The sequence below is a fragment of the Streptococcus cuniculi genome (assembly GCF_004570575.1).
Lineage (GTDB): Bacteria > Bacillota > Bacilli > Lactobacillales > Streptococcaceae > Streptococcus > Streptococcus cuniculi_A.
Window position 1 is genome coordinate 1 of the sequence record NZ_SPPD01000011.1, and the last position, 25,690, is coordinate 25,690.

A 25,690-nucleotide genomic window follows, 5' to 3' on the forward strand; every position below is an offset into this window, starting at 1 on the left:
TTGAAGAGCTCAAACATTACGCTAAAAATCCATATACAACACTAAAATAAATTTAAAGACCAGCCAAATCCCTTGGCACACAAGGAGGGAGCTGGTCTTTGCTTGTTTTTAAGTGATAAACTCGGGAGCGATATTTCCTGTATCAAATACCTTGTTTTCTGATATAATAGGAAATAGAAGAAATGAAAGAGGAATAGTATGGCATTTGAAAAACAAGAACGAGTGAGTTTAGCAGTTTATCTGCATTACAACCGTGATGCGAGAAAATTAAATCAATACGGAGACATCATTTACCATTCTCGTAGGTTGCGTTACTTATTGCTCTATGTCAATCAGGAAAATGCGGATAGCGTGATGACAAACTTAAAAAAGGAAAAGTTTGTCAAGAAGGTCATCCTGTCCTACTTAAAGGAATTGGACACTGATTTTGTCGGGAGTTTATGGCGTCAAGAAGAGAAAAATAGTATTTAAAATTATTTTTCTTTTTTGTTGACAATTTTCTGATAATTCAGTATATTAGATACATCGCAAAAATGATGAAAGTTTTAAGGAGTTTTTATGAAAACAAATACATTCAAATTAGCCTTGGTTAGTTTTGCTTCTGCAGCGCTTCTTGCAGCTTGTGGAAACGTATCAAGCACAAATTCATCTGCTACTGGGACCGCATTAGGCGATACAGTCAAAATTGGTTACAACTTGGAATTGTCAGGTGCTGTTTCTTCTTATGGTCAAACTGAGAAAAATGGTGCAGACCTTGCGGTGAAAGAAATCAACGCAGCAGGTGGTGTTGACGGTAAGAAAATCGAAGTGGTTGCCAAAGACAACAAATCAGAGACAGCTGAAGCAGCAACAGTTGCGACCAGCCTTGCAAGTGAGGGCGTAAACGTCATCATCGGTCCTGCGACATCAGGGGCATCAGGTGCGTCTATCGCAAATGTTACATCAGCAGGTGTACCAATGATCACTCCTTCAGGGACCCAGACAGACCTTGTTGTCAACAGCGAAGGGAAAGTACAAGATTTCTTCTTCCGTACAACTTTTACAGACGGATACCAAGGTGAAATCATGGCAGACTATGCAACCAAAACCTTGAATGCCAAGAAAGTAGTGCTCTACTATGACAACTCTTCAGACTACGGTAAAGGGATTGCGGAGTCTTTCCAAAATGCCTACAAGGGTGAGATTGTATCAACCATTACATTTGCTTCAGGAGATAAAGATTTCCAAGCTGCCCTTGCAAAATTAAAAGGACTTGACTTTGATGCCATCATCATGCCAGGTTACTACAATGAAACAGGCACAATCGTAAAACAAGCACGTGGTCTTGGTATCGACAAACCAATCCTTGGTTCTGACGGTTTTGACTCACCATTGTTTGCAGAATTGGCAACAGCTTCCGCAGCCAATAAAGTCTACTATCTATCTGCCTTTGTTCCGTCAGCTAGTGACCGTGCAAAAGCCTTCCACGATGCTTACACAAAAGAATACGGTGAAGAGCCTTCAATGTTCTCAGCCCTAGCTTACGACTCAGTTTACATGGCAGCAGAAGCGTCAAAAGGTTCTAAAAACTCTGTAGAAATGAAAGACAAATTGGCTGCTTTGAAAGACTTTGACGGTGTGACAGGTACTATGTCTGTTGACAAAGACCATAACGTTGTGAAGTCTGTTTATGTGGTTAGCTTGAAAGACGGTAAGGCAGATGCTGTTGACACAGTATCTCTTACTGACAAATAATCCATTCTTTTAAAAGAATGTTTGTATCATGCGATGTCTATAACAGCAAGGAGTCTAGGACTTGGGTCCCAGACTCCGTTGCCGTGTATGGACAAGCAAAAATTTAGTCTGGTATTTGTAACTTTATGATACAAAAAAGACTAAAATCAATTTTTTAGAAAGATCGGTGAACGCATGCTTCAGCAGCTTGTCAATGGTTTGATTTTAGGCTCTGTTTATGCCTTGCTAGCCTTAGGGTACACAATGGTATATGGAATTATCAAACTGATTAACTTTGCCCACGGAGATCTCTACATGATGGGAGCCTTCATGGGATATTACCTTTTAAATCGATTAACCTTTATTGCAGACGGTGGTCTACGCCTCTTTGTGACTTTAATTTTGACCATGATTGGGACAGCCATTTTAGGGGTTGTGATTGAGTTTTTGGCCTATCGACCTCTTCGAAATTCGACCCGTATTGCAGCCTTGATTACGGCAATCGGTGTTTCCTTCTTCCTTGAATACATCATGGTTTATTTCTTTACGGCAGATGTCAAGCCCTTCCCTCAAGTTTTAAACGTTGCAAAATTTACCTTGGGTCCTGTTGCAGTTGATAGTATTCAATTGATTATCTTAGGGGTTTCTCTCTTTCTCATGATGGCCTTGCAGCTTATTGTTAGGAAAACCAAAATGGGGAAAGCCATGCGTGCAGTGTCTGTTGATAGCGATGCCGCACAACTAATGGGAATCAACGTCAATCGTACGATCAGCTTTACCTTTGCCCTTGGATCAGCCTTGGCAGGTGCTGCGGGCGTCCTGCTCGGCTTATACTACAACCAAATCGAGCCGCTCATGGGGATGACACCAGGGCTTAAGGCCTTTGTTGCGGCAGTTCTAGGTGGAATCGGAATCATTCCTGGTGCAGCGCTAGGTGGCTTTGTCATTGGGGTTATCGAAACCTTTACTTATGTGATTGGTCTTGATACCTTCCGCGATGCGATTGTGTATATTGTTTTGATTATCATTTTATTGGTAAGACCAAGTGGTATTCTTGGTAAAAACGTGAAAGAGAAGGTCTAGTCATGGCAAGAAATCTAAAAGTAAATGCAATCTGGCTCCTTGTCTTACTAGCAGGTTTTGGAGTGATTCAAGGCCTTGTTGCAGTAGGTGTCTTGAATTTCTACTATATTCAGATTGTTCAACAAATCGGTATTAACATTATCATGGCTGTCGGCTTGAACTTGATTGTCGGTTTTTCGGGTCAATTCTCGCTGGGCCACGCAGGATTTATGGCAATTGGTGCCTATTCTGTCGGCGTCCTTGGAAAAATGATGCCAAGCTATGGCGGATTTGCAGTGTCGCTTCTTGTGGGAATGGTGCTCGCAGGTGGGTTTGCCCTCTTGGTCGGTCTTCCAACGCTCCGTTTAAAAGGAGACTATCTCGCCATTGCAACGCTTGGTGTGGCTGAAATCATCCGTATCTTTATTATCAATGGTGGCAAATTAACCAACGGTGCAGCTGGGGTTATGGGGATTCCTCTTTTCAGCAACTGGCAATTGGTCTATGCTTTTGTGGTGATTACAACGATTTTTACTGTGAACTTCCTACGTAGTCCTATGGGACGGACAGTTATTTCTGTCCGTGAAGACGAAATTGCAGCAGAATCTGTTGGGGTTAATCCAACCAAGATGAAAGTGATTGCCTTTGTCTTTGGTGCGATGACCGCAGCGATTGCAGGTGGACTTCATGCAGGCTATGTCGGAACGATTGTGCCGAAAGACTTTTCCTTTATGACCTCTGTGAACATTTTGATTATCATCGTATTGGGTGGGCTTGGCTCAATCACAGGTACCTTTGTAGCAGCGATTGTCCTAGGTGTCTTAAACGTTTACCTCAAGAGCTATGCAAGTGTTAGCATGATTATCTACTCACTGGCCCTTATCTTGCTCATGATTTTCCGTCCAGGTGGTCTTTTGGGAACGAAGGAATTATCCTTTGCTCGATTCTTCAAGAAGAAGGAGGAAGCGAACTAATGGCACTTCTTGATGTAAAAAAATTAACCAAAAACTTCGGTGGTCTGACTGCCGTTGGCGATGTGACCATGGAGTTGCACGAAGGTGAATTGGTCGGTTTGATTGGGCCAAATGGTGCAGGAAAGACGACCCTCTTTAATCTCTTGACCGGTGTCTATGAGCCAAGTGAGGGAACGATTACCTTGGCAGGAACTCTTTTAAACGGAAAGGCTCCGTCTAAAATTGCCACTCTTGGATTGGGGCGCACCTTCCAAAATATCCGTTTGTTCAAAGATATGACCGTCTTGGAAAATGTATTGATTGGTTTGAGCAATCACGGGAAAAATCATGTTTTTGCAAGTTTCTTCCGCCTGCCAGTCTTTTACAAGAACGAGATTGCGTTGCGTGAAAAGGCGATTGACCTCTTGAAAATCTTTGATTTGGACAAGGATGCAGAAACGTTGGCTAAAAATCTCCCCTACGGACAACAACGCCGTCTGGAAATCGTTCGTGCTTTAGCGACGGAGCCAAACATTCTCTTTCTTGATGAGCCAGCTGCGGGGATGAATCCACAGGAAACAGCGGAATTGACGCAGTTGATCCGCAAAATTAAAAATGAATTCAATATTACGATTATGCTGATTGAGCATGATATGAGTCTAGTCATGGAAGTCACAGAGCGTATCTATGTTTTGGAATACGGTCGCCTGATTGCCCATGGGACACCTGAGGAAATCAAGACCAACAAACGCGTCATTGAAGCATATCTTGGAGGTGAGGCCTAATGTCAATGTTAAAAGTAGAAGACTTATCCGTCCATTACGGTGTCATCGAAGCGGTGAAAAATGTATCCTTTGAAGTCAATGAAGGAGAAGTTGTCACCTTGATTGGGGCAAATGGTGCAGGAAAAACGTCTATCTTGCGGACAATTTCAGGCTTGGTACGTTCCTCTTCTGGAAAAATCAGCTTCTTAGGGAACGAAATCCAGCGTGTTCCAGCCCGTAAAATCGTAGCAGATGGCTTATCTCAAGTACCAGAAGGTCGCCATGTCTTTGCAGGCTTGACCGTTATGGAAAACTTGGAAATGGGTGCATTCTTGCGCAACAATCGTGAGGAAAATCAAGCGAATCTGAAAAAGATTTTTGCCCGTTTCCCACGTTTGGAGGAACGGAAAAACCAAGATGCCGCAACTCTTTCAGGTGGTGAACAGCAGATGCTTGCTATGGGACGTGCACTCATGAGCCAACCCAAATTGCTACTCCTTGATGAACCGTCGATGGGATTAGCACCAATCTTTATCCAAGAAATTTTTGATATCATTCAAGATATCCAAAAACAAGGCACAACCGTTCTCTTGATCGAACAAAATGCCAACAAAGCCCTCTCCATCGCAGACCGAGGCTACGTCCTTGAAACAGGCAAAATCGTCCTCTCAGGAACAGGAAAAGAACTCCTCGCCTCAGAAGAAGTCAAAAAAGCATATCTAGGTGGCTAAAACAACCCTGACGGGTTGTTTTAGGTCCGGAAATGAGAACTAGCGTAAGCTAGTTTTCTTTGTTTGGTCCAGTCGCCTCGTTTTAAGTTGGAAATAAGGATTTGTGGGAACAAATCCTCTGCTTACCTAGATCCAGTGGACCTTTTTAAGTTGGAAATAGAAAGTTGAGGTAACAACTCCTCCCCTAGTCTAGGTCCGGTGGACGTTTTCAGGTTGGAAATAAGAACCGCTGGTAAGCGGTTTTCATCTTGTCTGGGCTAGGGGGTTAGGCTGGATATGAGAACTAGCGCCAGCTAGTTTTTTTGTTATGGCTTATCCCCGTATCTCCTTAGAAATTTTTAATGTATTTTTGAAAAAAGCAGTTTTTTACGAATAGAATAGTATAGGAGAAAAGCAAAGATATGACTACCCTTTGTTTTACTGAAAATAGCTGGGAATATGGTATAATAAGGAAGATAGACAAAAAGGAGCAATTATGCAAGAATTACAAAAGAAATTGGTTGCTGAGTTTGGGATTGATTTTTCCGATCTGGCCTTACTTGAGACAGCTTTTACGCACACATCTTATGCCAATGAGCATCGCCTTCTAAAAATTTCACATAATGAGCGATTGGAATTTTTAGGAGACGCTGTTCTGCAACTGATTATTTCCCGCTATTTGTATCAGAAGTATCCTCAGTTTCCCGAAGGGGAAATGTCCAAGATGCGCTCAATGTTCGTTCGAGAGGAGAGTTTGGCAGGGTTTACGCGTACTTGTGGTTTTGAAGCCTTTCTTCGTCTCGGTAAGGGGGAAGAAAAATCTGGCGGGCGCAATCGCGATACGATCTTAGGGGATTTATTTGAAGCCTTTTTAGGTGCACTTCTCCTAGATAAGGGAGTAGAGGCGGTTGAAGCTTTTCTCTACCAAGTCATGATTCCGCAACTTGAAGTCGGAAACTTTGAACGTGTGACAGATTACAAGACACGTTTGCAGGAACTATTGCAGGTGAATGGTGAAGTGATGATTCAATACCAGGTTGTAGCAGAAGACGGTCCAGCCCACGATAAAATATTTGAGGTTGAAGTATTGGTAAATGGTCAACCTATAGGCAGAGGTCAAGGACGCTCCAAAAAGCAAGCTGAACAAGCTGCTGCGAAGAATGCAGTGGAGGCAAGAGGGTAGGTATGTATCTCAAATCAATTGAAATGCAGGGCTTCAAGTCCTTTGCAGATAAAACAAAGGTTGTCTTTGACCGAGGGGTAACGGCAGTTGTTGGTCCAAATGGTTCAGGCAAGTCCAATATCACCGAAAGTCTCCGTTGGGCCTTGGGTGAATCGTCTGCCAAAAGTCTCCGTGGTGGGAAAATGCCCGACGTCATTTTTGCTGGGACTGAAAGTCGCAAGGCGCTCAATTATGCCTCTGTTATCGTTACCTTGGACAATAGTACAGGTTTCATTACAGGTCGTCAGAAAGAAATCAAGGTCGAGCGCCATATTTACCGCTCAGGAGATAGCGAGTATCTGATTGACGGTCAAAAGGTTCGCTTACGAGATATTCATGATTTGTTTATGGATACAGGTCTCGGTCGAGATTCCTTTTCGATTATTTCCCAAGGTCGGGTTGAGGCGATTTTTAACTCCAAGCCAGAGGAACGCCGTGCGATTTTTGAAGAGGCCGCAGGTGTCCTAAAATACAAAACTCGTAAGAAAGAAACAGATAGCAAATTATCACAGGCTCAGGATAATTTAGATCGTCTGGAAGATATTATTTATGAGTTAGACAACCAAGTCAAACCGCTTGAAAAACAAGCCCAGGTTGCTCAGAAATATTTGACACTAGACGAAGAACGAAAAGACTTATATCTGAATGTCTTGGTAGCTCAGATTACCAGAGGACACAAGAGCATTCAGCAAAAAGAGGCGGATTTAAATCAAGTGAAGGCTGACTTGGTCCAGTATTATGAGCAACGCGATCGGTTTGAACTTGAAAATCAAGCTTTGAAACAGCAACGCCAGCAGTTGAGTATCAAGTTAGAGCATGAACAGGCTGTTTTACTCGATGTGACCAAACTCATCAGCGATTTAGAGCGCAAGATTGAAGTGCATCAATTGGAGTCCAGTCAGAACGAAACCAGTCGCCAAGAAGCGCAGGCTCGGTTGCTCGATTTGGACGAAAAACGTGTGAAAACACGAGAACTACTGGCTGAGAAAATCACTCATCTGGCCCAGTTGCAGGAAGAATTAGCAACAATTAAAACGGCTATTACCGACAAAGAGCAGGAATTGAGCTACTTTTCAGAAAATCCAGATCAGGTCTTGGATCACCTCAGAGAGCAGTATGTCACATTGCTACAAGATGAGGCGGAAGTGTCGAATAGTCTTGCTAAAGTAGAGCAAGATATTGCCAATCAGCATCGTCTTTCTGAAAGCCAGTCTGAGGAGTTGGTCCGCTTGCAATCTGAAAAAGAAAGCAGTCAAGCAGCCTTGGCTCAACTTCAGGAAACCTTAGCGGAAGCGGAAGCACGAGTGCAGGAATTGCTACAGGATTATCAGGACAAGCAAAAAGTTCTAGTTGACTTGGACAAGGACTATCAGGCTAGTCAATCCAAAATGTTTGATCTTTTGGATCAAGTCAAGACTAAAAAAGCGCGTCAGGCTAGTTTAGAAGCAATTTTACAGAATCATTCAAATTTCTATGCTGGTGTCAAGGCTGTCTTACAACAGGCTGATCGAATCGGTGGGATTGTAGGAGCCGTCAGCGCAAATGTCACATTTGATATGCAGTATCAGACCGCTCTAGAGATTGCACTCGGAGGGGCTAGCCAGCATATTATTGTGGAAGATGAAGCAACTGCTAAAGCAGCTATTGCCTTCTTGAAACAACAGCGTCAGGGACGGGCTACCTTTTTGCCCCTTACGACGATTAAACCGCGTCATTTGGCTGGTCATCAGTTGAGTCAATTGCAGGCTGCGACTGGTTTCTTAGGCTTAGCAAGTGATTTGGTGACCTTTGACGCCCGCTTGGAATCGATTTTCCAAAATCTACTAGGAACGATTGCTGTTTTTGATACGGTAGAGCATGCCAATCAGGCGGCGCGAGCAACCAAATTCCAAGTGCGTCTAGTAACCCTAGACGGCACCGAAATTCGCCCAGGCGGAGCTTTTGCAGGAGGAAGCAATCGTACCAACAATACGACCTTTGTTAAGCCAGAATTAGACCTGCTAGCAGAAGAAATAGCAGTTTTAAGCAAGGAATTGCAGGAACAAGAACACCTAGTAGCTAGGAAAAAAGAAGAGGCGGAGGTCATTCGTCAATCTCTGGAAGAAATCAAAGAATCTGGTGAGGAGGCGCGCCTTGTTGAGCAGCGGATTCGCTTCTCTTATGAACAGCTAGCCGACAAGCTTGCAGAATTACAGACCCTGTATGATGTGCAAGTGGGACAGTCAGATAAGAGCATCTTATCTGACTTGCAGGATTTGGCTGGTCATTATCAGGAACAGTTAGCTGCTTTTAGTGAGAAAAAGGTTAAGTTAACAGAGCAGATTGAGGAGATGAAGACCAATCGCCATGCGATTCAAGAGCAGGTGCAGACCTTGCAAGAAAGTCTATCAAGCCTGAAAGTCACTCAAAGCGAGCGGACCAGTGAAGTACGCTTTGAGCAGACAGACATCACTCGACTGCAAGAAGAAGAAGCAAATATTGTGCATGAAATGGAGCTTTTGCAGGCTGTTATTGACCAGAAAGCAGAAGCTCAAGATGATACGAGCTTAGAGGTCTTAGAAGAGCAATTGCAGGCAGCTAAAAACAAGCAGACTGAGACTGATCAACTTCTCATTCGTCTCAAGTTAGAACTTGAAGATATCGAGGGACAATTCGAGGATATTCAGTCACGGTTAGAGCAAATGCGCTTGAAAAATGACGAGTTGATTCGCAAGCAAGCCAAGCTCGAGGCAGATTATGAGCAAGAAGCTGGTCGTCTCAAGACCTTGCTGGCTAATCTGACAGAGCATTATAAAATGAGTTTTGAAGAAGCGCAGACCAAGGCGGAAGTCCTAGAGGATTTGACTCGTGCAGAGCAGACCCTCAAAGACTTGGAGCGTGCGATTCGTGCCCTAGGTCCTGTCAACCTAGAAGCTATTGATCAGTATGAAGAAATCCATCAGCGCTTGAGCTTCTTAAATGAACAGCGTGAGGATATTTTATCAGCTCGTAATCTCCTGCTCGATACCATTCATGAAATGGATGACGAGGTCAAAGAACGCTTTAAACAGACTTTTGAAGCGATTCGCGAGAGCTTTAAGCGGACCTTTAAGCAAATGTTTGGTGGCGGCTCAGCAGATTTAATCTTGACTAGCCCGGATATTCTGACAGCAGGTGTAGAGATTTCCGTTCAGCCACCTGGCAAGAAAATCCAGTCTCTGAATCTGATGTCTGGTGGAGAAAAGGCCTTGTCAGCCCTTGCCCTTCTCTTTTCGATTATCCGCGTGAAAACCATTCCTTTTGTTATCTTGGATGAGGTTGAAGCTGCGCTTGATGAGGCCAATGTCAAGCGTTTTGGGGATTACCTCAATCGATTTGATAAGTCCAGCCAATTTATTGTTGTTACCCACCGTAAGGGGACAATGGCAGCAGCAGATGCCATGTATGGGGTGACTATGCAAGAATCAGGCGTATCAAAGATTGTCTCTGTGAAGTTGAAAGAGATTGAAAGTGAGTAATGAACCTGCTCTCATTGTCCTAAGAAAGGAGCTGGCTTTCTCCTTTGGTAATTGAAATAGAAACATAAAAAGTAGCGCAGGAACTGTTGCTACTTTTTAGATTGTGTTCAAGCCTATCTACTCAGTCGTGAGGTATACTACTTTAGTCTATAAACAGTATGTATGAATAAGTAGTTACCTATAAAATAAGACGCGATCCAAGCGAGCATTTAAAAGATATTTCCCGATATAGTGGTATTCTAGACAATACTGTTGTTCGTGTCTAGGACGGGATTTTTGAGACCCTTGGCTCAAAAATGAGGGATGAAACTCCAGAGGAGGTTGCTCCCGTCCGCACTATTTAAGGGAAATATCAAAAGATACTAAATTTAATCTAAATGATTATAACTGTAGAGAATGGAATAGAGGAGGCTTGATTTGTGTAAAAAGGGATTTAATTTGTGTATGGGATTTGCCATCGAAATTTTTTAAACTAGAGATAGCATTGAAGATAATCGATAGATAGAATAGGAGGAGTGGCCGATGGCTGTTAGATGTTTTGATATTGGCGGGACAGGCGTGAAGAGCGCCCTTATTGGTCAGGATAAAATCCTAAGAAATAAGAGTGAGCGTCCGACCCCAGATTCGTTAGATGCGTTATTAGGCTGGATGAAGGAGTGTATTCAGCAAGCACCTGCTCAGGCCATTTCCATTAGCTTTCCAGGCGCTGTAAATCCACAAACAGGTTTTATTGAAGGAATCAGTGCCGTACCATACATCCATGGTGTATCTTGGTATCAGTTATTAGAAGAATACCAACTTCCTATTTTTATCGAGAACGATGCAAATTGTGTCGGGCTCAGTCAATTGGCTGTAGACCAGCAAACCTCCAACTTTCTTTGTGTGGTATGTGGCACAGGAATCGGTGGAGCTGTTATTTTGAATCGTCGTCTCATGCGAGGACCAAAAGCCTATGCAGGAGAGTTTGGTTGTATGGTGATAGACGGATTGGAAGAACCTGTTCAAAACTGGTCACAGATTGCTTCGACAGGTAGCCTTGTCCGCTATGTAGAGAAGCATTCTCCTCGGTTAGATTTTCGATGGAATGGTCGTCATATCTTTGAAGAAGCTCAAAAAGGAGATGAGATCTGTGTAGCCGCAATTGAGCGGATGATTCATAATATGGCACTAGGTTTGATGAATCTATACTATGTTTTGGATCCGGAAATCATTTATATTGGTGGTGGAATCAGTCAAAATAAAGAGTGGATAGACCGTATTATCAAACGTCTAGAAGAGATGACAGAAAACTATGAAGGTTTTCCTGTCCGTCCTAAAATAGCAGCCTGTACCTACTATCAAGATGCAAATTTGATGGGGGCCTATATGAACAGCTTTCAATAAAGAGAATATGAACCCCTATATGAATTAGGTCTTATCTGGAAATTCTTATCTATAATTTGTAGAATTTTAACTATAGCCTGATTATTCACAGGAAGACGGCAAATTGTTATATTAGTAAGTAGAGAAGAGAAAGGAGGGGAGTAGATGAAGTTTCTGAAAGATTTGAAAAAAAATGCTGTATTTTTGTTCATGATTCTACCAGGTGCTTGCTGGTTTATCCTCTTTTTCTATATTCCAGTCTTTGGAAATGTGGTCGCTTTTCAAGATTACCGTATTTCAGGGAATGGTTTTATAGATAGTATTTTAAATAGTAAGTGGGTTGGATTAGATAATTTTAAATTTCTATTCCAATCATCAGATGCTTATGTGATTACTCGGAATACTCTACTTTATAATCTAGCTTTTATTTTTATAGGCCTTATTTTTGCAGTTGGCATTGCGATTATTTTTAGTGAGCTGCGATCTACCAAGTTGGTCAAGATTTATCAAACAACAACTCTATTTCCCTATTTTTTATCATGGGTTATTATCAGTTTTTTTGTCTATGCTTTCTTAAGTCCAGACAAGGGGCTATTGAATCATCTGTTAACTGGAATGGGAATGGAGGCAATTAATTGGTACAATGAACCATTTTATTGGCCGTTTATTCTAATCTTTTTAGGTATCTGGAAAGGTCTAGGCTATAACAGTATTATCTATTATGCTAGTATCATGGGGATTGACCCAACGTTTTATGAGGCAGCTGCGGTAGACGGGGCGAGTAAATGGCAGAAGATTCGCTATGTCACTCTTCCTCAATTGGCTCCGTTGATTGCGGTTCTCACCATCTTGGCAGTGGGAAATATTTTCCGAGCAGACTTTGGTCTTTTTTATCAAATTCCTAAAAACTCTGGTACTCTTTATCATGTGACCCAAGTCTTAGATACCTATGTTTATAATGGTATTTCAGGGACTGGGGATATCGGAATGGCAGCAGCAGCTGGTTTGTATCAATCCGTTGTGGGATGTATTTTAGTAGTAGCGACTAATTTGCTTGCTCGTAGAATTGATAAAGAATCCGCTTTATTTTAGAGGTTTCATATGAAAAAGAAAAAAATCGAATCGATTAAGGTTCATTCCTTCGATAAAAAAACGGATGCGATATTCAGTCTATTACTTGGAATATTTGCTCTGTCCTGCATTTTACCCTTTATCTTTGTTATTGTGATCTCACTGACCGACGAGACGGCCTTGGCCTTTAACGGCTACTCTTTATTTCCTGAAAAATGGAGTTTTGCAGGCTATGAATATTTATTTCAATTAAAAGATAAAATTTTACAATCACTTTTTATTACTGTTTTTATTACAGTGGTTGGAACAACGTTAAATGTATTGTTTACAACCCTATATGCGTATGCGATTTCTAGAACGAGTTTTAAATACCGCCGCTTTTTCACCATGATGGCTCTAGTGACCATGTTATTTAGTGCCGGGGTAATCCCAGTATATATTGTCATGACAAGTTTTCTGAATTTAAAAGATACGGTTGCAGCGTTGATTTTACCCATGCTATTAAGTCCATTTAATATCATGGTCATGCGTTCTTTCTTTAAAAAGACGATTTCTGAATCGATTCTCGAATCAGCTAGGATGGATGGCGCTAGTGAGCTACGGATATTTTTTCAGATTTGCTTGCCCTTGACTTTGCCAGGAATTGCGACCATCAGTCTCTTTACAGCCCTCGCTTTTTGGAATGATTGGTACAATGCCTTGCTCTATATTCAGAGTGATAATCTGGTTCCCTTACAATACCTTTTGATGAAAATCCAATCAAATATTGAATACATGTCAACGAATGTAGGAGCAGGAGCACAGATTTCAGCGGTAGCAGGAAGTATTCCCCGAGAAGCAACACGGATGGCAATTGTCGTGGTTTCGACCTTACCAATTGCTTGTTTCTATCCATTCTTCCAACGTTATTTTGTAAAAGGATTAACAATAGGAGGTGTGAAAGAATAGACTTTATCACTGAGGAACAAAGTGGATGCTCGCTTATCGTTTAAATAGTAGAGGGAGGAGAGATTAGTCAAAACGTATCATTTGTTATGCAAATTCGTCCAAAAAAACTATAAAAGGAGTAATATCGATGAAATTTTGGAAAAAAACACTTAGTTCGGCTGCAGCTATCTTGTCAGTTGTGTCACTAGCAGCCTGCGGAAGTTTGACTGGCAATAAAAATGCCAATAGTGGTGCAAAAGAAGGAGTAACCAATCTATTGATGTATCAGATTGGAGAGCCACCTAAGAACTTTGATAAGTTGATGGAAAATGCTAATAAGATTATCGAAAAAGAGACGGGTGCTCATCTGGAGATTAAATACATTGGTTGGGGAGATTATGGTGACAAGATGGCCATTATCAATTCTTCTGGTGAAAACTATGATATAGCGTTTGCTCATAATTATGTGTTAAATGCTCAAAAAGGTACCTACACAGACCTAACAGATATGATTAAAACAACAGGTAAGGAATTGTACGATATCCTCGATCCTGCCTATATTAAAGGGAATTTAGTGGATGATAAGTTATATGCTGTACCAGTTATCGGTAACGTGGCAAATCAACAGATGTTCTCCTTTAATAAGGAACTCGTAGAAAAATATAACTTAGATATTTCGAAAGTAAATACTTATGAAGATTTAGAGCCACTTTTAGCGGTGATAAAAGAAAAAGAACCAACGATTACACCGATGGCCTATACTAAGGGAACGAAGGTTTCAGATAATTTTGATTATATTTTAGGCGATTTGTTGCCATTCGTTGTCGATTTAGATGGTGACCATACTAAGATTGTCAACCAGTTTGAAGTAGAACATTACAAGAAACATTTGCGTACCGTTCATAAATACTACAAGGCAGGATATATTCCAGCAGATGCTGCAACTAGCGATGTGAACTTTGACTTGCAAGTGCCAAATTGGTTTGTACGGAAAGAAACACAAGGACCAGCTGACTTTGGTGATAGTCTCTTAACAACTGTAGCAGGCTATCCTATTGTTTCTCGTCCATTGACAAAGGCCTATAAGACAAGTGGTTCAACTCAATCAGCAAACTTTGTGATTTCAAATACCTCAAAAAATAAAGAAAAAGCAATGGAAGTATTGACACTCATCAATACGAATAAGGAGTTGCTGAACGGCTTAGTCTTTGGTCCAGAGGGAGAAAACTGGGAGAAAGATCCGAAGGATAGCAATCGCATCAAGCTACTAGATGGCTATGCAAATGATACTCGGATGTCCGCTTGGAATACTGGTAATAGTCAGTTATTGTATATTACAGATAAGGTAAGCGATGCAGATGTTGCTCAAGCAAAGGCGGTACTTGATAGTGCGGTAGAGTCTCCTGCATTAGGATTCAGTTTTAATACACAGCCAGTTAAGGCTGAAATCACAAGCATTCAAAATATTATGAACCAATATAACGCAAGCATCCATACAGGAACTGTTGATCCAGATGTGGCAATTCCTGAACTAATGGACCGCTTGAATTCAGAAGGTGCTTATAAAAAAGTAATGGAAGAAATGCAAAAACAATACGATGCCTTTCTAGCTAAAAAATAAGTATCTCTTTCTACCAGTATCATCTGTAAGATGGAGATGATGCTGGTTTTCTTTTTATCTAAAATTTGCTACAATAAAAGAAATGTATACTACTTTAGTTTATAAACAGTATGTATGAATAAGTAGTTACATATAAAGTAAGACGCGAGCGAGCATTTAAAATTGGGGACGACATAGTGGTATCCTAGATAATACTGTTGTTAGTGTCTAGGACGGGATTTTTGAGACCTTTGGCTCAAAAATGAGAGATGAAACTCCCTAGGAGGTTGAAATAGTTCGGGGAACTATTTCAATCGGGAAATAGCAAAAGATACTAAATTTAAACTAAATATTGTCTATAAAACGTTTACAAGAGGTTTTTTATGCGTATTTTAGAATTTTTCTTCTTAAAAATCTATTTTTTCATGAGATTAAGTATGCTTTATATTGCATTGTGTGCCTGTGGTCTTTTTGTCTTTGGCTTTTCGCCAGCAAATGCCACGATGATGTATCTGTATAAACGAAATAGAGATAAGGTGGAAAAATATCACTGGAAAGACGCATTTTCCTACTTTAAGGAGCATTTTGTCTTATCAAATAGTATGGCCTTTTTGATAATGGGCATTGCTGCGGTCTTTTTTGCTAGCTTATGGGCCTATCTCCAATTACCGCCGACAATCTGGGTACTAATGGGCTTGTCCATACAAGCTGTGGCTTTACTGCTTTTATTTTGTATCTATGGGGTCTATCTTCAGTTGCAATGCTACTATACAGTCCGTTTTTTACTCTCCATTCGCTTAGCGCTGATTGGTATTTTTCTGGATATATGGTCTCTTGTAAAATGGTTGATTGGGAGTGGCATTTGTTTTTTTCTATTCAGCAAGGTATCTTTGCTAGTTGCAGTATTTATCCCTGTAGTCTGGTTACTCTTTACTGCAGATGTTTTAGAGCCTATCTATCGTAAAATAGAAGAAAGAGTTCAAACATGAAAAAAATCCTGATCCATACCTTATTGAGGACGTATTCTTATATGGTTATTGGAATTGTTGTGTTTTTTGCAGTCCTCCTTTCCTACATTAATTGGCAACAATACCAGGAAACGATTGCCCAACACCAACAAGCAGTTCTCAATACAGTCATCGATGAATTGGATTCCTATAATAGTCGTATTCGCCATCGCATCACCTCTTTTTCCTTGGATAGAGATAAAGTGGAGGGAATGAATATGTATTTTCAGCTCCCTCCCGATCAATATCAAATGTGGCTACTACGGCATAAATTATTGTTTATCAAAGAAGTTTCGCTACAAAAAACGATTAGTAGTATCTATCAAGATTTTCCCTTTGTTTCAAGTATTGATATTGCCTTGTCAGATATCGATAGTGTATATGTATCTACGAATCGATTCAAATCAGGTGAAAAAATCCCAGCATCAGAATACAAAGCCCCTCAAAATAGTTTAGCCATTAATCTGTATGACGCCTCTTTTTCTACTGTGATTGGTACGATTTATGTATCGATTGATACATCAGCAATCGATACCATTATCAGAAGGGAAAGTGAGATTCCTTTTTCCATTGTGATTACGGATTCGTTAGAACGTATTTTTTATAGCAATCAGCAGAGGCTCGATACGGATAGGCAGCAGACTTTAAGCGACCGAAGTGGCGATTTGTTGGCGGAAGTGAGTGTACCAAAATCGTTTATAGTAAAGGAAGTTGGTAAGTTTACAGCTCTACTATTTACTGGCAGTACTACGCTGATTGTATTGCTCCTACTATTATTGAGGAGGGTCTTTTATCATTATCAAAATCAAGTTATCGATATTGTTGATACCATTCAGGAAATCATCGAAGGAGCTACAGATATACGGATTGATACGCAAAATAAACAACAGGAGATGCATCTCATCTCCGAACAAGTCAATCAAATGCTCGATACTCTTGATACCCATATTCGTGAGATCTATCAGCTGGAAATTCGCCAGCAGGAAGCTAATATGAGGGCCCTGCAATCTCAAATCAATCCCCACTTCTTATACAATACCTTGGAATTTTTTAGGATGTATGCCTTGACGCAAAATATGGATGAGCTATCTGATATGATTTATGAATTTAGCACCTTGCTTCGTGGAAGTATTTCACAAAGTTATACAACAACTATTCAGAAGGAGTTGGAGTTCTGTGAAAAGCACAGTTATATTTGTCAGATCCGCTATCCGCGCTCTATTGCTTACGCTTATCAGATAGATAAGGGATGTGAACAGATTGAAATTCCGAGGTTTATTATTCAACCACTTGTGGAGAATTATTTTATACATGGTGTTGATTTGACGCGCAAAGATAATGCTTTAAGTGTGAAAGTATTGCGTAAGGGAAATGATGTAGAGATTCTGATTCGGGATAATGGTAAAGGGATGAAGCAAGAAACTGTTCAACTGTATACCAAGTTATTAGAAGGAAAAATTGACTTAGAAAATCAGAAGCAACAATCGATCGGGATTACAAATGTTCATGAACGACTCGGTTTATTTTTTGGTGATTCGTATACGATGAAGGTATTTTCAGAACTTGGTAAGGGAGTGACGTATTCGATTTACTTGAAAGATGTAATAGATAAGGAGAGTACATGATTTCAACTAGTTTATTGATAGTAGATGATGAATATATGATTTTAGCCGGTTTAAAGAAACTGCTCTCTAGTGACAAAGACTATCCTCCTCTCACGATTTATACTGCAGAAAGTGCAAAAGAGGCGTTGAACTGTTTTCAACAAAATAAGATTGATATTGTTCTGACAGATATTTCAATGCCAGATATGACAGGACTGGAGATGATTGAGCAGATGCGAGCGCTAGTTCAATCCGCATCTTATATTGTCATGTCAGGTTTTCAAGAGTTTGAGTTTGCTAAAAAGGCAATTATGTTAGGAGCAGTAGATTATTTAGTTAAGCCGATTAATAAGAGTGAGTTAGCCTGCTTGTTAAAAAGAATCATCACCGAAAAGCAAGGGACAGAGCAGATGTGGCGGGAGGCTGTCCATGGTCAACGACCGATAGCTGACTGTATGACAGATGGTGTCGATAAGTATCTAGTGGTTGATCGTAAACGAATGGAGGGAGAGATGATGGCGGAAGTTGCTATTAACAACCAGACTTTCTTTTTTCATCTATGTGATACGACTTATACTGGTAACCTATTTACCGTGCCTTTAAATGCACAGAGTGATATGAAATACTTAAGAAATCAAGTAGAACGGTTGATATTTTATGGGACAGTGTCGCCTAGCACAACTGAATCTGTTCAGGATGTATACGAATATTTGCAGCCTTTTATTGAATCGGGACAGCTTACGAGTAAGATAGAATTATTAGAAGAGACGCTGCCAAAGATTATTCAGAGGAATCCTCCAGTTTATTTAGTGAAGCAGTTATTTATTCAGATATTAACAGACTTATATTATCAATGTCGGCAGACAAAGAGAGAAGATTTGGATGCTGTTATTTTAGAGATTGAAAAGAGCCCTTCTATACATGATTTGTATCAACTTAGCAAGATGAAGATTGAATCAATGAATCAATTCTATAAGTATAGTAAACATGTTTATGATGTATTACTATTGATCAACCAAGAATATCAAAAGGAGTTGACACTTAAGAGCGTCAGTGAAAAAATATACTTAAATCCAGTCTATTTAGGTCAGTTGATAAAAAGGGAAACGGGTCTGTCTTTTGCTGGCCTACTAAATAAAAAGAGGATAAAAATGGCAAAACAATTGCTGATTTCCACGAATGATGGAGTTGAAGAAATTTGTTTCAAAGTTGGGTATTCGAACATAGGTTATTTTTATAAGATATTCAAGCAAAGCAGTGGTGTCTCTCCTAAACTATTCAGACAAAACTATCAGAAGGCAAATAAACATAATAAGATTAGTAGTGAGGAACCAAATGGGGACAGAGAAATGCATATATAGGGCATGAGAAAGTGGAGAGTAAAAAGTGAATCGTTATCGGTGTACAAGCATAGGCACCTATTTTTGGGGGTTATAGTATAACAAGTAGGAAAAGATTTGAAAAGATGTTCGCGATTTCACGATAGAAGGAGGTCTGCATACAGATGGTGAAGAGGATAATGGCAACAGACATCGGAACAAGGAAATTGATACAATAACATATGATGAAAGCCTTGGAATGAGTTGATTCCAAGGCTTTTTGATTATCTATAGATATAAGGGAGAGTTCATTAGGTTTGAATCCTTTATATTGAGGCACCCTTGATTTGTAAATAGTTAAAAGGTAGAAAATGATTTCAGTCCTTGTTTACCAGTTTATCAAAGTGATCAGTATAGTGTATTTTTAACTCCTCTTCTCCTAAAATATCAAGCACTTGTATGGCCTGTTTCATTTTTTCAATTCCACTAGTTGGTTGGCAATGTTTAAATTCAAAGTAACCAGTAGCATAGAGAAAAACGGTCTGTTCGTAAAAGTTTAATTCATTATCTAATAACACCTTTATCTCATCAATTAAATAGGAGCACTTAGAAAATTCTTCCTTATCTATGCTAAGAATGAAACAATTGATAGCTAGCTGAGTGACCATTCGTTTATTGGTTTTATTCAATGAAGAGTAGAGATAATTATTTAACATTTCCTCCGTTAACAGAAAATATGAGTGATAGTTAATGGTTCGCACACAGTTACCTAATAAAATGATTTCATAGTAGCCCCATTTTTCAATTTTAAAGAGATACTCTGTTAGTTGAAGTAATTCTTCATCTGTTGGAAAAATAGTTGAATCCATCGTGTATAGAATAGATTTTACCATTGTTTTTTCAAAAGAATTTAAAGTGTAATTCGAGGAGTTAGAGAGTAAAGATTTTATATTATTGATATTCTGTGATGAATATTGCTTACGGATGTACTGTACCAAGTTAGCAAATGATTCGGTATTGGTGTAGTCTTGATCATGTAAGATAAGAAACTCATCCAAAGTAATATGCAATTTGTCTAAAATATTGATCAGTCGGCTACAAGATATCTCTGATTCTCCACGTTCAAAACGAGATATTTGCGATTTTGAAAGATACTCATCAGCTACAGAACTGAGACTGACCTGCTTTCCTTGTCTGATTTTTCTAAGCGTAATACCAAGTTTTGATTTCGTAATTTTCCCGCTTTCCCAACAAAAATTAATTCTAGTTTTATTTATTGTACAATAAATAAAAACGGAAAGGAAGTCTGAATATGAAGAAAATTTCAAAAATTTTCCCAATTTTCTTGCTGGTACTGGATATTATTATCATTGTCGGTGGGTGGACTTCTTAGGTGTACACCTTACTTTACTTGAAAAGTACTATAGGGAGATTTATATATGTCTATACTAACAAAATTTAATGAAAAGTTGATAGAGTTTCCTGAAAGAGAAATAATAATCACAAAATATCGAAATTATTCGTTTCGTGATATTGAACTAATGTCAAATTATTTTGCAAGTAAACTATTAATTGCTAGTCAAAGTGAGATTATTCCATTCTATTTAATTAGATCAGAATATGTTCTACCCGTGGTATTAGGTATCATGAAAGCAGGTAAGATTCCTTTACCTATTACTAATAGTTTAGATCTTGGTAAATCTTTAGAGCGTGTTAAAGATGTTGAATTTGACACTATTATTTGTGATGAAGTTGCTGATGTAAGTTTGAATATAAATGTTTTGGAGATACCACAATATAATGAGTATAGAGAGTACGAACAAATAAAAAAAAATAATAGAAAATAAAATCTCATATATCATATGTACATCTGGGACGACTGGTATTCCTAAAAAAGTATTTTTAACAAGCGAAAATATTTGTTGGCTATTACAAGAATTTTATAAAATTGTTAACTTTAATAGTGAATCTCGCTTTCTATTCACTACACCATATACTTTTGATGTATCACTAACAGAAATATTTTGTCCTGTTTTTACAGGCGGAACTTTGATATGTTATGAATCGGGAGTTAGCAGCATCCTTAATATGAAAAAATTATTAGTTGCTAATAATATTTCTCATCTTTCGCTATCTCCTTCTTTTGCAGAGACCTTAGTAGATACCAATGGATCAGATATATTTGAAAGCTTAAGCGCTCTGTGTCTGGCGGGGGAAATTTTTCCTGGCACTTTAGCTAATAAGTTGAGATCAGTGATTGATAAAGGATGTAGAGTATTTAATTTATATGGTCCATCGGAAACGACAATATATGCGACATACTATGAACTCGAAAATAAAGACTATCAAGTTGTTCCAATTGGACAACCGTTACCAGGTGTAAATCTACAATTTGATTCAATGGTTCAACTAGGGGAAGATGAGCAGGTAGAGTTATTTATTGGAGGTAAAGGTGTAAGCGCAGGTTATTTATTGCAACCTGAACTAGATTCTGAAAAATTTGTAATAGTTGGGGAGATAGGTACTATAAAACAGGTGATTATGTATATTTCAGAAAGGGACAATTAGTATTTGGATCTAGGATAGATAATCAAGTTCAAGTAAACGGTGTTAGAATAGAATTAGATGAAATTAAGTCATTGGTTGATCAGCTGAAAGATGTTTATTCATCAAAAATAGTATTCCATCAGAAAAAATTATATATTTTCTATATTTCTAAAATAGATATCGATAATGAAATACAAAATCGTTTGCCTAAATATATTAATCCAATCATCGTAAAAGTGGAAGAATATTATTTTAATCAAAACAGGAAACTTGACATTAACAAGTTACTGGATAAGTATTATTTTCAGAAAAAATCAGTAGCAAGAGATACTATCGAACAGTCTATTTTAGATGTTTTATCGCCATTTAAGGTCACTGATATCATTGATTTAGATTCATTAGATTTGGTTCGTTTTTTCTTAGAGATTGAAGAAATTTTTAATATAGAAATCAAGGATACAGAGTTTCATAAGCTTAAAACTATAAATTCGATTTATAATTATATAAATAATTATGAGGCAGATGATAATATACAGAAGGGGTATACGGGATTAGATAGAGAAGATAATCAAATACTTCGAAAACACTTAGAGATAGGCTGTGTTACTGAAGATGGATTCAAATTAAGCCCCACACCAACTCAATTGAGGCTTTATCAAAATAGGCAGTTTCGAATTATTTATTTTGATTTAAAATTGAAAGCATCATCTATTTCAGAAATCGGAAAAATAGAGCAACTAATCAAGGAAATTAGTAATAAAATCGATATATTTAGGCTGGTAGTTAAAAAAACAGATAATAGTGTAGAGTTTAGGATTAGTGATGATATATCGCTCCCTAAAATTGTGCAGTTAAAGACTTTACCATCGTCAGTAGAATTGCAACAGATATTAGATTCTATAGATATTGTAAACATTCCAATTATTGTAGCTTCAACACATCATCAAGTGATGAGATTATACTTTCCTTAGCATTCAATTGATTCATCTTCACTTAATAAATTGGAAAAAATAATGTTTCAAAAATATTATCATGCGAACAACAATCTTAAAAGAAGTTCATTAGTAGAGTATGAAAAGTACAAAGACAAAATGGTATGGAGTAATTTATTATTAAATGAATTAGAAGTTCTTCCGAAAAAAAGTAGCCCAATTGATTTGTCTCTGTTGAAGAGCGATATAAGAATATTTAGGCTATGTGTTGATAATTACAATTCTAAGGAAGATAAATATCTCTATACAGTGTATTCCATTTGTAAATGCCTGTTATCGGAGTACCATATAAAGAATATTTTTGGGGCTCTTTCATTTGATTTTAGAGAGTTTAAGAGTTTCGATGCATTAAATTTAATAGGTGATATTCATAAAAAGATACCTTTTGAAGTGAATTACTCGCAACAATACTTAGATTTTAAGAGCAAATTTGAATACATATTATCCTTATACTCAAAGGGGATAGATTTTAATGAGATTGCTTTGAGGAGAAATGATTCATTAGGAGAATTGATTAAGAAAAGATTGGGATATTTATCAGTCTCCATTAATTATCTAGGAGAGGTAGTGAATATAAGTAATACTACTAGAGATATAGTTGAAAATGGATTCGAGAAGAATTTTGTAAATATATTTAGTCATAGAGGTGAGAGCTATTTTGTGGTTTGTTCAAATTTATTAAAAAAATAAATTATTCATTGACATCAAATGATGATAAAATATCTGTAGAAGAAGTTACTAACATTTATAAACAATCAAATTTATATTGATGAGACATAGGAATCGTCTTCTTGTTAATTGGTATTTTTTTTAATTTTATGCATTTATCATCTTATGAGTGACATAAGTTAAGGAGTAAAAATACATGGTTAATTACAAAGAACTTATTGAAGGGTATTTGCTAAATAATTTTACGGAAAAAGATAAATTAGAGCAAATTTGGGATCATCTTAGAGAAGAAAATGAAGATAAACTGATTGATAGAAAGAATTTTATAGGACACTTTACGGCCTCTGCATTCGTTATTGCAAAAAAGAGTGGTAAAATATTAATGTTGCATCATAAGGTACTCAGGAAATATTTGCAGCCTGGTGGTCATATTGAAAAGGTCGACATTAATCCGTTAGAAGCAGCTAAGAGAGAACTATTTGAAGAGACGGGAATTGATTCGGAACTTCTCTTTTATAAATGTGTTGAACATCTAAATGAACTTGTTCCTTTTAATATTTCTATTCATAAAATTCCTGAAAATAAATCTAAGAATGAAAAGAGTCACTATCATTATGATTTACAGTACTTATTTTTTGTAGAGGATGAAATCCAAGTTACGATAAATGAGTTAGAATCTAGTTCTTTTGAATGGATTGAGTGGGAAAATTTTCAAAATATGATAGGGTATAAAAATATTGCAAAAAAGATTGATCTACTACAATCTTCAGGATTTAGAGCTCAAGAATCTTTCTTGTCTAAAATAGTATCCAAAGCGACATTTGAAGATGTTTCTTGTATTGCAGTACAACATATTATACCAAGTAGCATCCCATTAATTAAAACATTGAAGAAAATTTTTGGAGATCGTTTATTGATATGTGCGAAACCAAATTCAATTAATCAGGAGGTTTGGAATGAGTTAAAGGGATTTGGTATTAGAATGAAAGTTGCTTCACGTGATGATGAATTTGATTTAAATTATATTAACGGGGAGTACCGTATAAATAATGAGGGAGATTATCTTACTGAGTATAAAAACGAGGATAATTATTTTTATGTTTTAAATCAAGGTATACCAGCAAATTTTGCAGTCAGCTCAGCATTAGGAAACTATATATTATTGGTTCATGCTGCGATTTTATTTATTTTACAAAAAAATGTAAAATCTGAGAGGTGTGATAATCTGCATTCTATTTATTCTTTATCTGAAACCGATAATCAATATATCGCTCAGCTCTGGCTTGAACACTTTAATAAATAGATGGGGGTAAAAATTGAGAAAATTTGAAAAAAGAAATCTAATTTATTTTATCAACAGTAGAGCAATATCTCAAATTGGAGATATCATGTTCGATTTTGCGAATAATACATTTCTTGCAGGTTTAAATCCAACTTCATTATCGTTGGTTGCAATCTATCAATCGTTAGAAAGTGTGATAGGTGTTCTATTTAATTTATTTGGTGGGGTTATTGCAGACAGTTTCAAGCGGAAAAAAATTATCATTGGAACTAATATCTTATGCGGTATTACTTGTATAATTCTTTCATTTATATCTCAAGAACAATGTCTGGTTTATGCGATTGTCATTACCAATGTTATTTTAGCTTTTATGAGTGCTTTTTCTGGACCGTCCTATAAAGCTTTTACGAAAGAAATTGTAAAAAAGGATAGTATCGCTCAACTCAATTCATTGCTAGAAACAACGAGTACTGTAATCAAGGTAACAGTTCCTATGATTGCAATTTTCTTATATAATATACTGGGCATACATGGTGTATTATTATTAGATGGCTGCTCATTTCTAATTGCTGCTTTACTAATTTTCTTTATTGTACCCGTTAATGAAGAAGTGGTCACAAAGGAGAAAATGACAATAAGTGGCGTCTTTAACGACTTAAAAATAGGGTTCAAGTATGTTTACAGTCATAAGCCAATATTTATGATTATCGTTCTTTCTGCCTTGGTTAATTTTTTTCTAGCAGCTTATAATTTGTTGTTACCTTATAGTAATCAAATGTTTGGAGAAATTTCAGATGGGCTTTATGGAACATTTCTAACAGCGGAAGCAATTGGAGGATTTATTGGAGCGATATTAAGTGGTTTTGTCAATAAATCGTTGTCAAGTAAACGTTTAATGTTCCTATTAGCGTGTTCAGGGTTGATGTTAATGCTAGCAACACCGCTCTATTCTATGTTCCATAACGTTATTATTCTAGCATTCTCTCCAGCACTATTTAGTCTATTTCTATCTATTTTTAATATCCAATTTTTCTCTATTGTTCAAAGAGATGTAGATAATGAGTTTCTTGGTAGGGTCTTTGGCATCATCTTTACGGTAGCAATCCTTTTTATGCCAGTTGGGACTGGAGTTTTCTCAGTGGTTTTAGATCCGAACAATACCTTTAATTTTTTCATTATTGGAATATCTGTCACTATATTGTCACTGGTGTTTAACACTCTATTTAAAAAGTATAATGTAAATTAATGTTTTGGATTTCTTTCTAGAGTAGGCTATACTTTGGAAAATGTGATTGTGCGAATTAGAAAAAATACAATCAAAAAAGATAAAATACCCTGCCTCCTATTTGTGTAAACTAGATAGGAGGCAGGGGGAAGCAACTAGCTATT

At 37.8% G+C, this 25,690-nt stretch carries 23 protein-coding genes; 22 read left to right on the forward strand and 1 reads right to left on the reverse strand.

All coding sequences use genetic code 11. The features are described from left to right. Nucleotides 1-198 precede the first annotated feature (198 nt). The 15 genes from E4T82_RS07755 (at nucleotide 199) to E4T82_RS07825 (ending at nucleotide 18,853) form a co-directional block, all read left to right on the forward strand. The gene (locus tag E4T82_RS07755) at nucleotides 199-471 is read left to right on the forward strand and encodes a YlbG family protein (RefSeq protein WP_135182275.1); all 273 of its coding nucleotides are present in this window, start codon (nucleotides 199-201) and stop codon (nucleotides 469-471) included. Nucleotides 472-558: 87 nt separating this feature from the next. Next, nucleotides 559-1,734 (forward strand): ABC transporter substrate-binding protein, encoded by a 1,176-nt coding sequence (locus tag E4T82_RS07760; RefSeq protein ID WP_135182276.1) that lies wholly within the window; start codon nucleotides 559-561, stop codon nucleotides 1,732-1,734. Between the two features lie 174 nt (nucleotides 1,735-1,908). Beyond that, nucleotides 1,909-2,796, forward strand: coding sequence for a branched-chain amino acid ABC transporter permease (locus tag E4T82_RS07765; protein ID WP_135182277.1), 888 nt, complete (start codon nucleotides 1,909-1,911; stop codon nucleotides 2,794-2,796). A 2-nt stretch (nucleotides 2,797-2,798) separates the two neighbouring features. Next, nucleotides 2,799-3,749, forward strand: a complete 951-nt coding sequence (locus E4T82_RS07770; RefSeq protein ID WP_135182278.1) for a branched-chain amino acid ABC transporter permease — start codon at nucleotides 2,799-2,801, stop codon at nucleotides 3,747-3,749. After that, nucleotides 3,749-4,513: an ABC transporter ATP-binding protein gene (locus E4T82_RS07775; protein ID WP_135182279.1), complete on the forward strand. Its 765-nt coding sequence runs from the start codon at nucleotides 3,749-3,751 to the stop codon at nucleotides 4,511-4,513. Before E4T82_RS07770 ends, E4T82_RS07775 begins: the two co-directional genes overlap by 1 nt. Next, nucleotides 4,513-5,223 carry an ABC transporter ATP-binding protein gene (locus tag E4T82_RS07780; RefSeq protein WP_135182280.1) on the forward strand — a complete coding sequence of 237 codons (711 nt, stop codon included), beginning with the start codon at nucleotides 4,513-4,515 and terminating at the stop codon, nucleotides 5,221-5,223. The genes E4T82_RS07775 and E4T82_RS07780 overlap by 1 nt, the downstream gene beginning before the upstream one ends. Nucleotides 5,224-5,698: 475 nt before the next feature. Further along, on the forward strand, nucleotides 5,699-6,385 hold the full coding sequence (gene rnc, locus E4T82_RS07785; RefSeq protein WP_135182281.1) for a ribonuclease III: 687 nt from the start codon (nucleotides 5,699-5,701) through the stop codon (nucleotides 6,383-6,385). 2 nt (nucleotides 6,386-6,387) lie between these two features. Continuing rightward, complete coding sequence (gene smc / locus E4T82_RS07790) at nucleotides 6,388-9,921, forward strand: chromosome segregation protein SMC (RefSeq protein WP_135182282.1); 3,534 nt, start codon at nucleotides 6,388-6,390, stop codon at nucleotides 9,919-9,921. A 522-nt stretch (nucleotides 9,922-10,443) separates the two neighbouring features. Next, on the forward strand, nucleotides 10,444-11,304 hold the full coding sequence (locus E4T82_RS07795) for an ROK family protein (RefSeq protein WP_135182283.1): 861 nt from the start codon (nucleotides 10,444-10,446) through the stop codon (nucleotides 11,302-11,304). Nucleotides 11,305-11,448: 144 nt separating this feature from the next. Then, on the forward strand, nucleotides 11,449-12,375 hold the full coding sequence (locus E4T82_RS07800) for an ABC transporter permease (RefSeq protein ID WP_135182284.1): 927 nt from the start codon (nucleotides 11,449-11,451) through the stop codon (nucleotides 12,373-12,375). A gap of 9 nt (nucleotides 12,376-12,384) precedes the next feature. Continuing rightward, nucleotides 12,385-13,302 carry a carbohydrate ABC transporter permease gene (locus E4T82_RS07805; RefSeq protein WP_135182285.1) on the forward strand — a complete coding sequence of 306 codons (918 nt, stop codon included), beginning with the start codon at nucleotides 12,385-12,387 and terminating at the stop codon, nucleotides 13,300-13,302. A gap of 127 nt (nucleotides 13,303-13,429) precedes the next feature. Then, nucleotides 13,430-14,902: an ABC transporter substrate-binding protein gene (locus E4T82_RS07810; RefSeq protein WP_135182286.1), complete on the forward strand. Its 1,473-nt coding sequence runs from the start codon at nucleotides 13,430-13,432 to the stop codon at nucleotides 14,900-14,902. A 416-nt stretch (nucleotides 14,903-15,318) separates the two neighbouring features. Further along, entirely contained in the window at nucleotides 15,319-15,870 is a 552-nt protein-coding gene (locus E4T82_RS07815) for a DUF624 domain-containing protein (protein WP_167753593.1), read from the forward strand. A gap of 41 nt (nucleotides 15,871-15,911) precedes the next feature. Then, a complete protein-coding gene (locus tag E4T82_RS07820; RefSeq protein ID WP_228065102.1) occupies nucleotides 15,912-17,513 on the forward strand; it encodes a sensor histidine kinase in 1,602 nt (533 codons plus the stop codon). Then, on the forward strand, nucleotides 17,510-18,853 hold the full coding sequence (locus E4T82_RS07825; protein WP_135182289.1) for a response regulator transcription factor: 1,344 nt from the start codon (nucleotides 17,510-17,512) through the stop codon (nucleotides 18,851-18,853). The genes E4T82_RS07820 and E4T82_RS07825 overlap by 4 nt, the downstream gene beginning before the upstream one ends. Before the next feature lie 335 nt (nucleotides 18,854-19,188). Here the strand turns inward: E4T82_RS07825 and E4T82_RS07830 are convergent, their stop codons facing one another. Beyond that, nucleotides 19,189-20,046 carry a helix-turn-helix domain-containing protein gene (locus E4T82_RS07830; RefSeq protein ID WP_135182338.1) on the reverse strand — a complete coding sequence of 286 codons (858 nt, stop codon included), beginning with the start codon at nucleotides 20,044-20,046 and terminating at the stop codon, nucleotides 19,189-19,191. A 77-nt stretch (nucleotides 20,047-20,123) separates the two neighbouring features. Here E4T82_RS07830 and E4T82_RS13180 point away from each other — a divergent pair, with 77 nt between their 5' ends. The 7 genes from E4T82_RS13180 to E4T82_RS07865 all read left to right on the forward strand — a co-directional run bounded on the left by E4T82_RS13180 (nucleotide 20,124) and on the right by E4T82_RS07865 (nucleotide 25,547). Beyond that, complete coding sequence (locus E4T82_RS13180) at nucleotides 20,124-20,204, forward strand: SHP2/SHP3 family peptide pheromone (protein ID WP_135182339.1); 81 nt, start codon at nucleotides 20,124-20,126, stop codon at nucleotides 20,202-20,204. A 46-nt stretch (nucleotides 20,205-20,250) separates the two neighbouring features. Then, nucleotides 20,251-20,658 (forward strand): AMP-binding protein, encoded by a 408-nt coding sequence (locus E4T82_RS07840; protein ID WP_135182290.1) that lies wholly within the window; start codon nucleotides 20,251-20,253, stop codon nucleotides 20,656-20,658. Nucleotides 20,659-20,695: 37 nt separating this feature from the next. Beyond that, nucleotides 20,696-21,379 (forward strand): AMP-binding protein, encoded by a 684-nt coding sequence (locus E4T82_RS07845; protein ID WP_245167490.1) that lies wholly within the window; start codon nucleotides 20,696-20,698, stop codon nucleotides 21,377-21,379. 71 nt (nucleotides 21,380-21,450) lie between these two features. Continuing rightward, nucleotides 21,451-22,329 carry a phosphopantetheine-binding protein gene (locus tag E4T82_RS07850; protein WP_167753594.1) on the forward strand — a complete coding sequence of 293 codons (879 nt, stop codon included), beginning with the start codon at nucleotides 21,451-21,453 and terminating at the stop codon, nucleotides 22,327-22,329. Between the two features lie 42 nt (nucleotides 22,330-22,371). Next, entirely contained in the window at nucleotides 22,372-23,040 is a 669-nt protein-coding gene (locus E4T82_RS07855) for a hypothetical protein (RefSeq protein WP_135182293.1), read from the forward strand. 175 nt (nucleotides 23,041-23,215) lie between these two features. Next, complete coding sequence (locus E4T82_RS07860; RefSeq protein WP_135182294.1) at nucleotides 23,216-24,322, forward strand: NUDIX hydrolase; 1,107 nt, start codon at nucleotides 23,216-23,218, stop codon at nucleotides 24,320-24,322. Between the two features lie 13 nt (nucleotides 24,323-24,335). Continuing rightward, nucleotides 24,336-25,547 carry an MFS transporter gene (locus E4T82_RS07865; RefSeq protein ID WP_135182295.1) on the forward strand — a complete coding sequence of 404 codons (1,212 nt, stop codon included), beginning with the start codon at nucleotides 24,336-24,338 and terminating at the stop codon, nucleotides 25,545-25,547. Nucleotides 25,548-25,690 lie beyond the last annotated feature (143 nt).

What these genes read in the sequence shown, in the direction of transcription:
- E4T82_RS07810 (WP_135182286.1), top strand. Translation starts at nt 13,430, where the DNA reads ATGAAATTTTGGAAAAAAACACTTAGTTCGGCTGCAGCTATCTTGTCA.
- E4T82_RS07805 (WP_135182285.1), top strand. Translation starts at nt 12,385, where the DNA reads ATGAAAAAGAAAAAAATCGAATCGATTAAGGTTCATTCCTTCGATAAA.
- E4T82_RS07800 (WP_135182284.1), top strand. Translation starts at nt 11,449, where the DNA reads ATGAAGTTTCTGAAAGATTTGAAAAAAAATGCTGTATTTTTGTTCATG.
- E4T82_RS07825 (WP_135182289.1), top strand. Translation starts at nt 17,510, where the DNA reads ATGATTTCAACTAGTTTATTGATAGTAGATGATGAATATATGATTTTA.
- rnc (WP_135182281.1), top strand. Translation starts at nt 5,699, where the DNA reads ATGCAAGAATTACAAAAGAAATTGGTTGCTGAGTTTGGGATTGATTTT.
- E4T82_RS07855 (WP_135182293.1), top strand. Translation starts at nt 22,372, where the DNA reads ATGTTTCAAAAATATTATCATGCGAACAACAATCTTAAAAGAAGTTCA.
- E4T82_RS07815 (WP_167753593.1), top strand. Translation starts at nt 15,319, where the DNA reads ATGCTTTATATTGCATTGTGTGCCTGTGGTCTTTTTGTCTTTGGCTTT.
- E4T82_RS07775 (WP_135182279.1), top strand. Translation starts at nt 3,749, where the DNA reads ATGGCACTTCTTGATGTAAAAAAATTAACCAAAAACTTCGGTGGTCTG.
- E4T82_RS07795 (WP_135182283.1), top strand. Translation starts at nt 10,444, where the DNA reads ATGGCTGTTAGATGTTTTGATATTGGCGGGACAGGCGTGAAGAGCGCC.
- E4T82_RS07770 (WP_135182278.1), top strand. Translation starts at nt 2,799, where the DNA reads ATGGCAAGAAATCTAAAAGTAAATGCAATCTGGCTCCTTGTCTTACTA.
- E4T82_RS07840 (WP_135182290.1), top strand. Translation starts at nt 20,251, where the DNA reads ATGTCTATACTAACAAAATTTAATGAAAAGTTGATAGAGTTTCCTGAA.
- E4T82_RS07760 (WP_135182276.1), top strand. Translation starts at nt 559, where the DNA reads ATGAAAACAAATACATTCAAATTAGCCTTGGTTAGTTTTGCTTCTGCA.
- E4T82_RS07780 (WP_135182280.1), top strand. Translation starts at nt 4,513, where the DNA reads ATGTCAATGTTAAAAGTAGAAGACTTATCCGTCCATTACGGTGTCATC.
- E4T82_RS07820 (WP_228065102.1), top strand. Translation starts at nt 15,912, where the DNA reads ATGGTTATTGGAATTGTTGTGTTTTTTGCAGTCCTCCTTTCCTACATT.
- E4T82_RS07765 (WP_135182277.1), top strand. Translation starts at nt 1,909, where the DNA reads ATGCTTCAGCAGCTTGTCAATGGTTTGATTTTAGGCTCTGTTTATGCC.
- smc (WP_135182282.1), top strand. Translation starts at nt 6,388, where the DNA reads ATGTATCTCAAATCAATTGAAATGCAGGGCTTCAAGTCCTTTGCAGAT.
- E4T82_RS07755 (WP_135182275.1), top strand. Translation starts at nt 199, where the DNA reads ATGGCATTTGAAAAACAAGAACGAGTGAGTTTAGCAGTTTATCTGCAT.
- E4T82_RS07860 (WP_135182294.1), top strand. Translation starts at nt 23,216, where the DNA reads ATGGTTAATTACAAAGAACTTATTGAAGGGTATTTGCTAAATAATTTT.
- E4T82_RS13180 (WP_135182339.1), top strand. Translation starts at nt 20,124, where the DNA reads ATGAAGAAAATTTCAAAAATTTTCCCAATTTTCTTGCTGGTACTGGAT.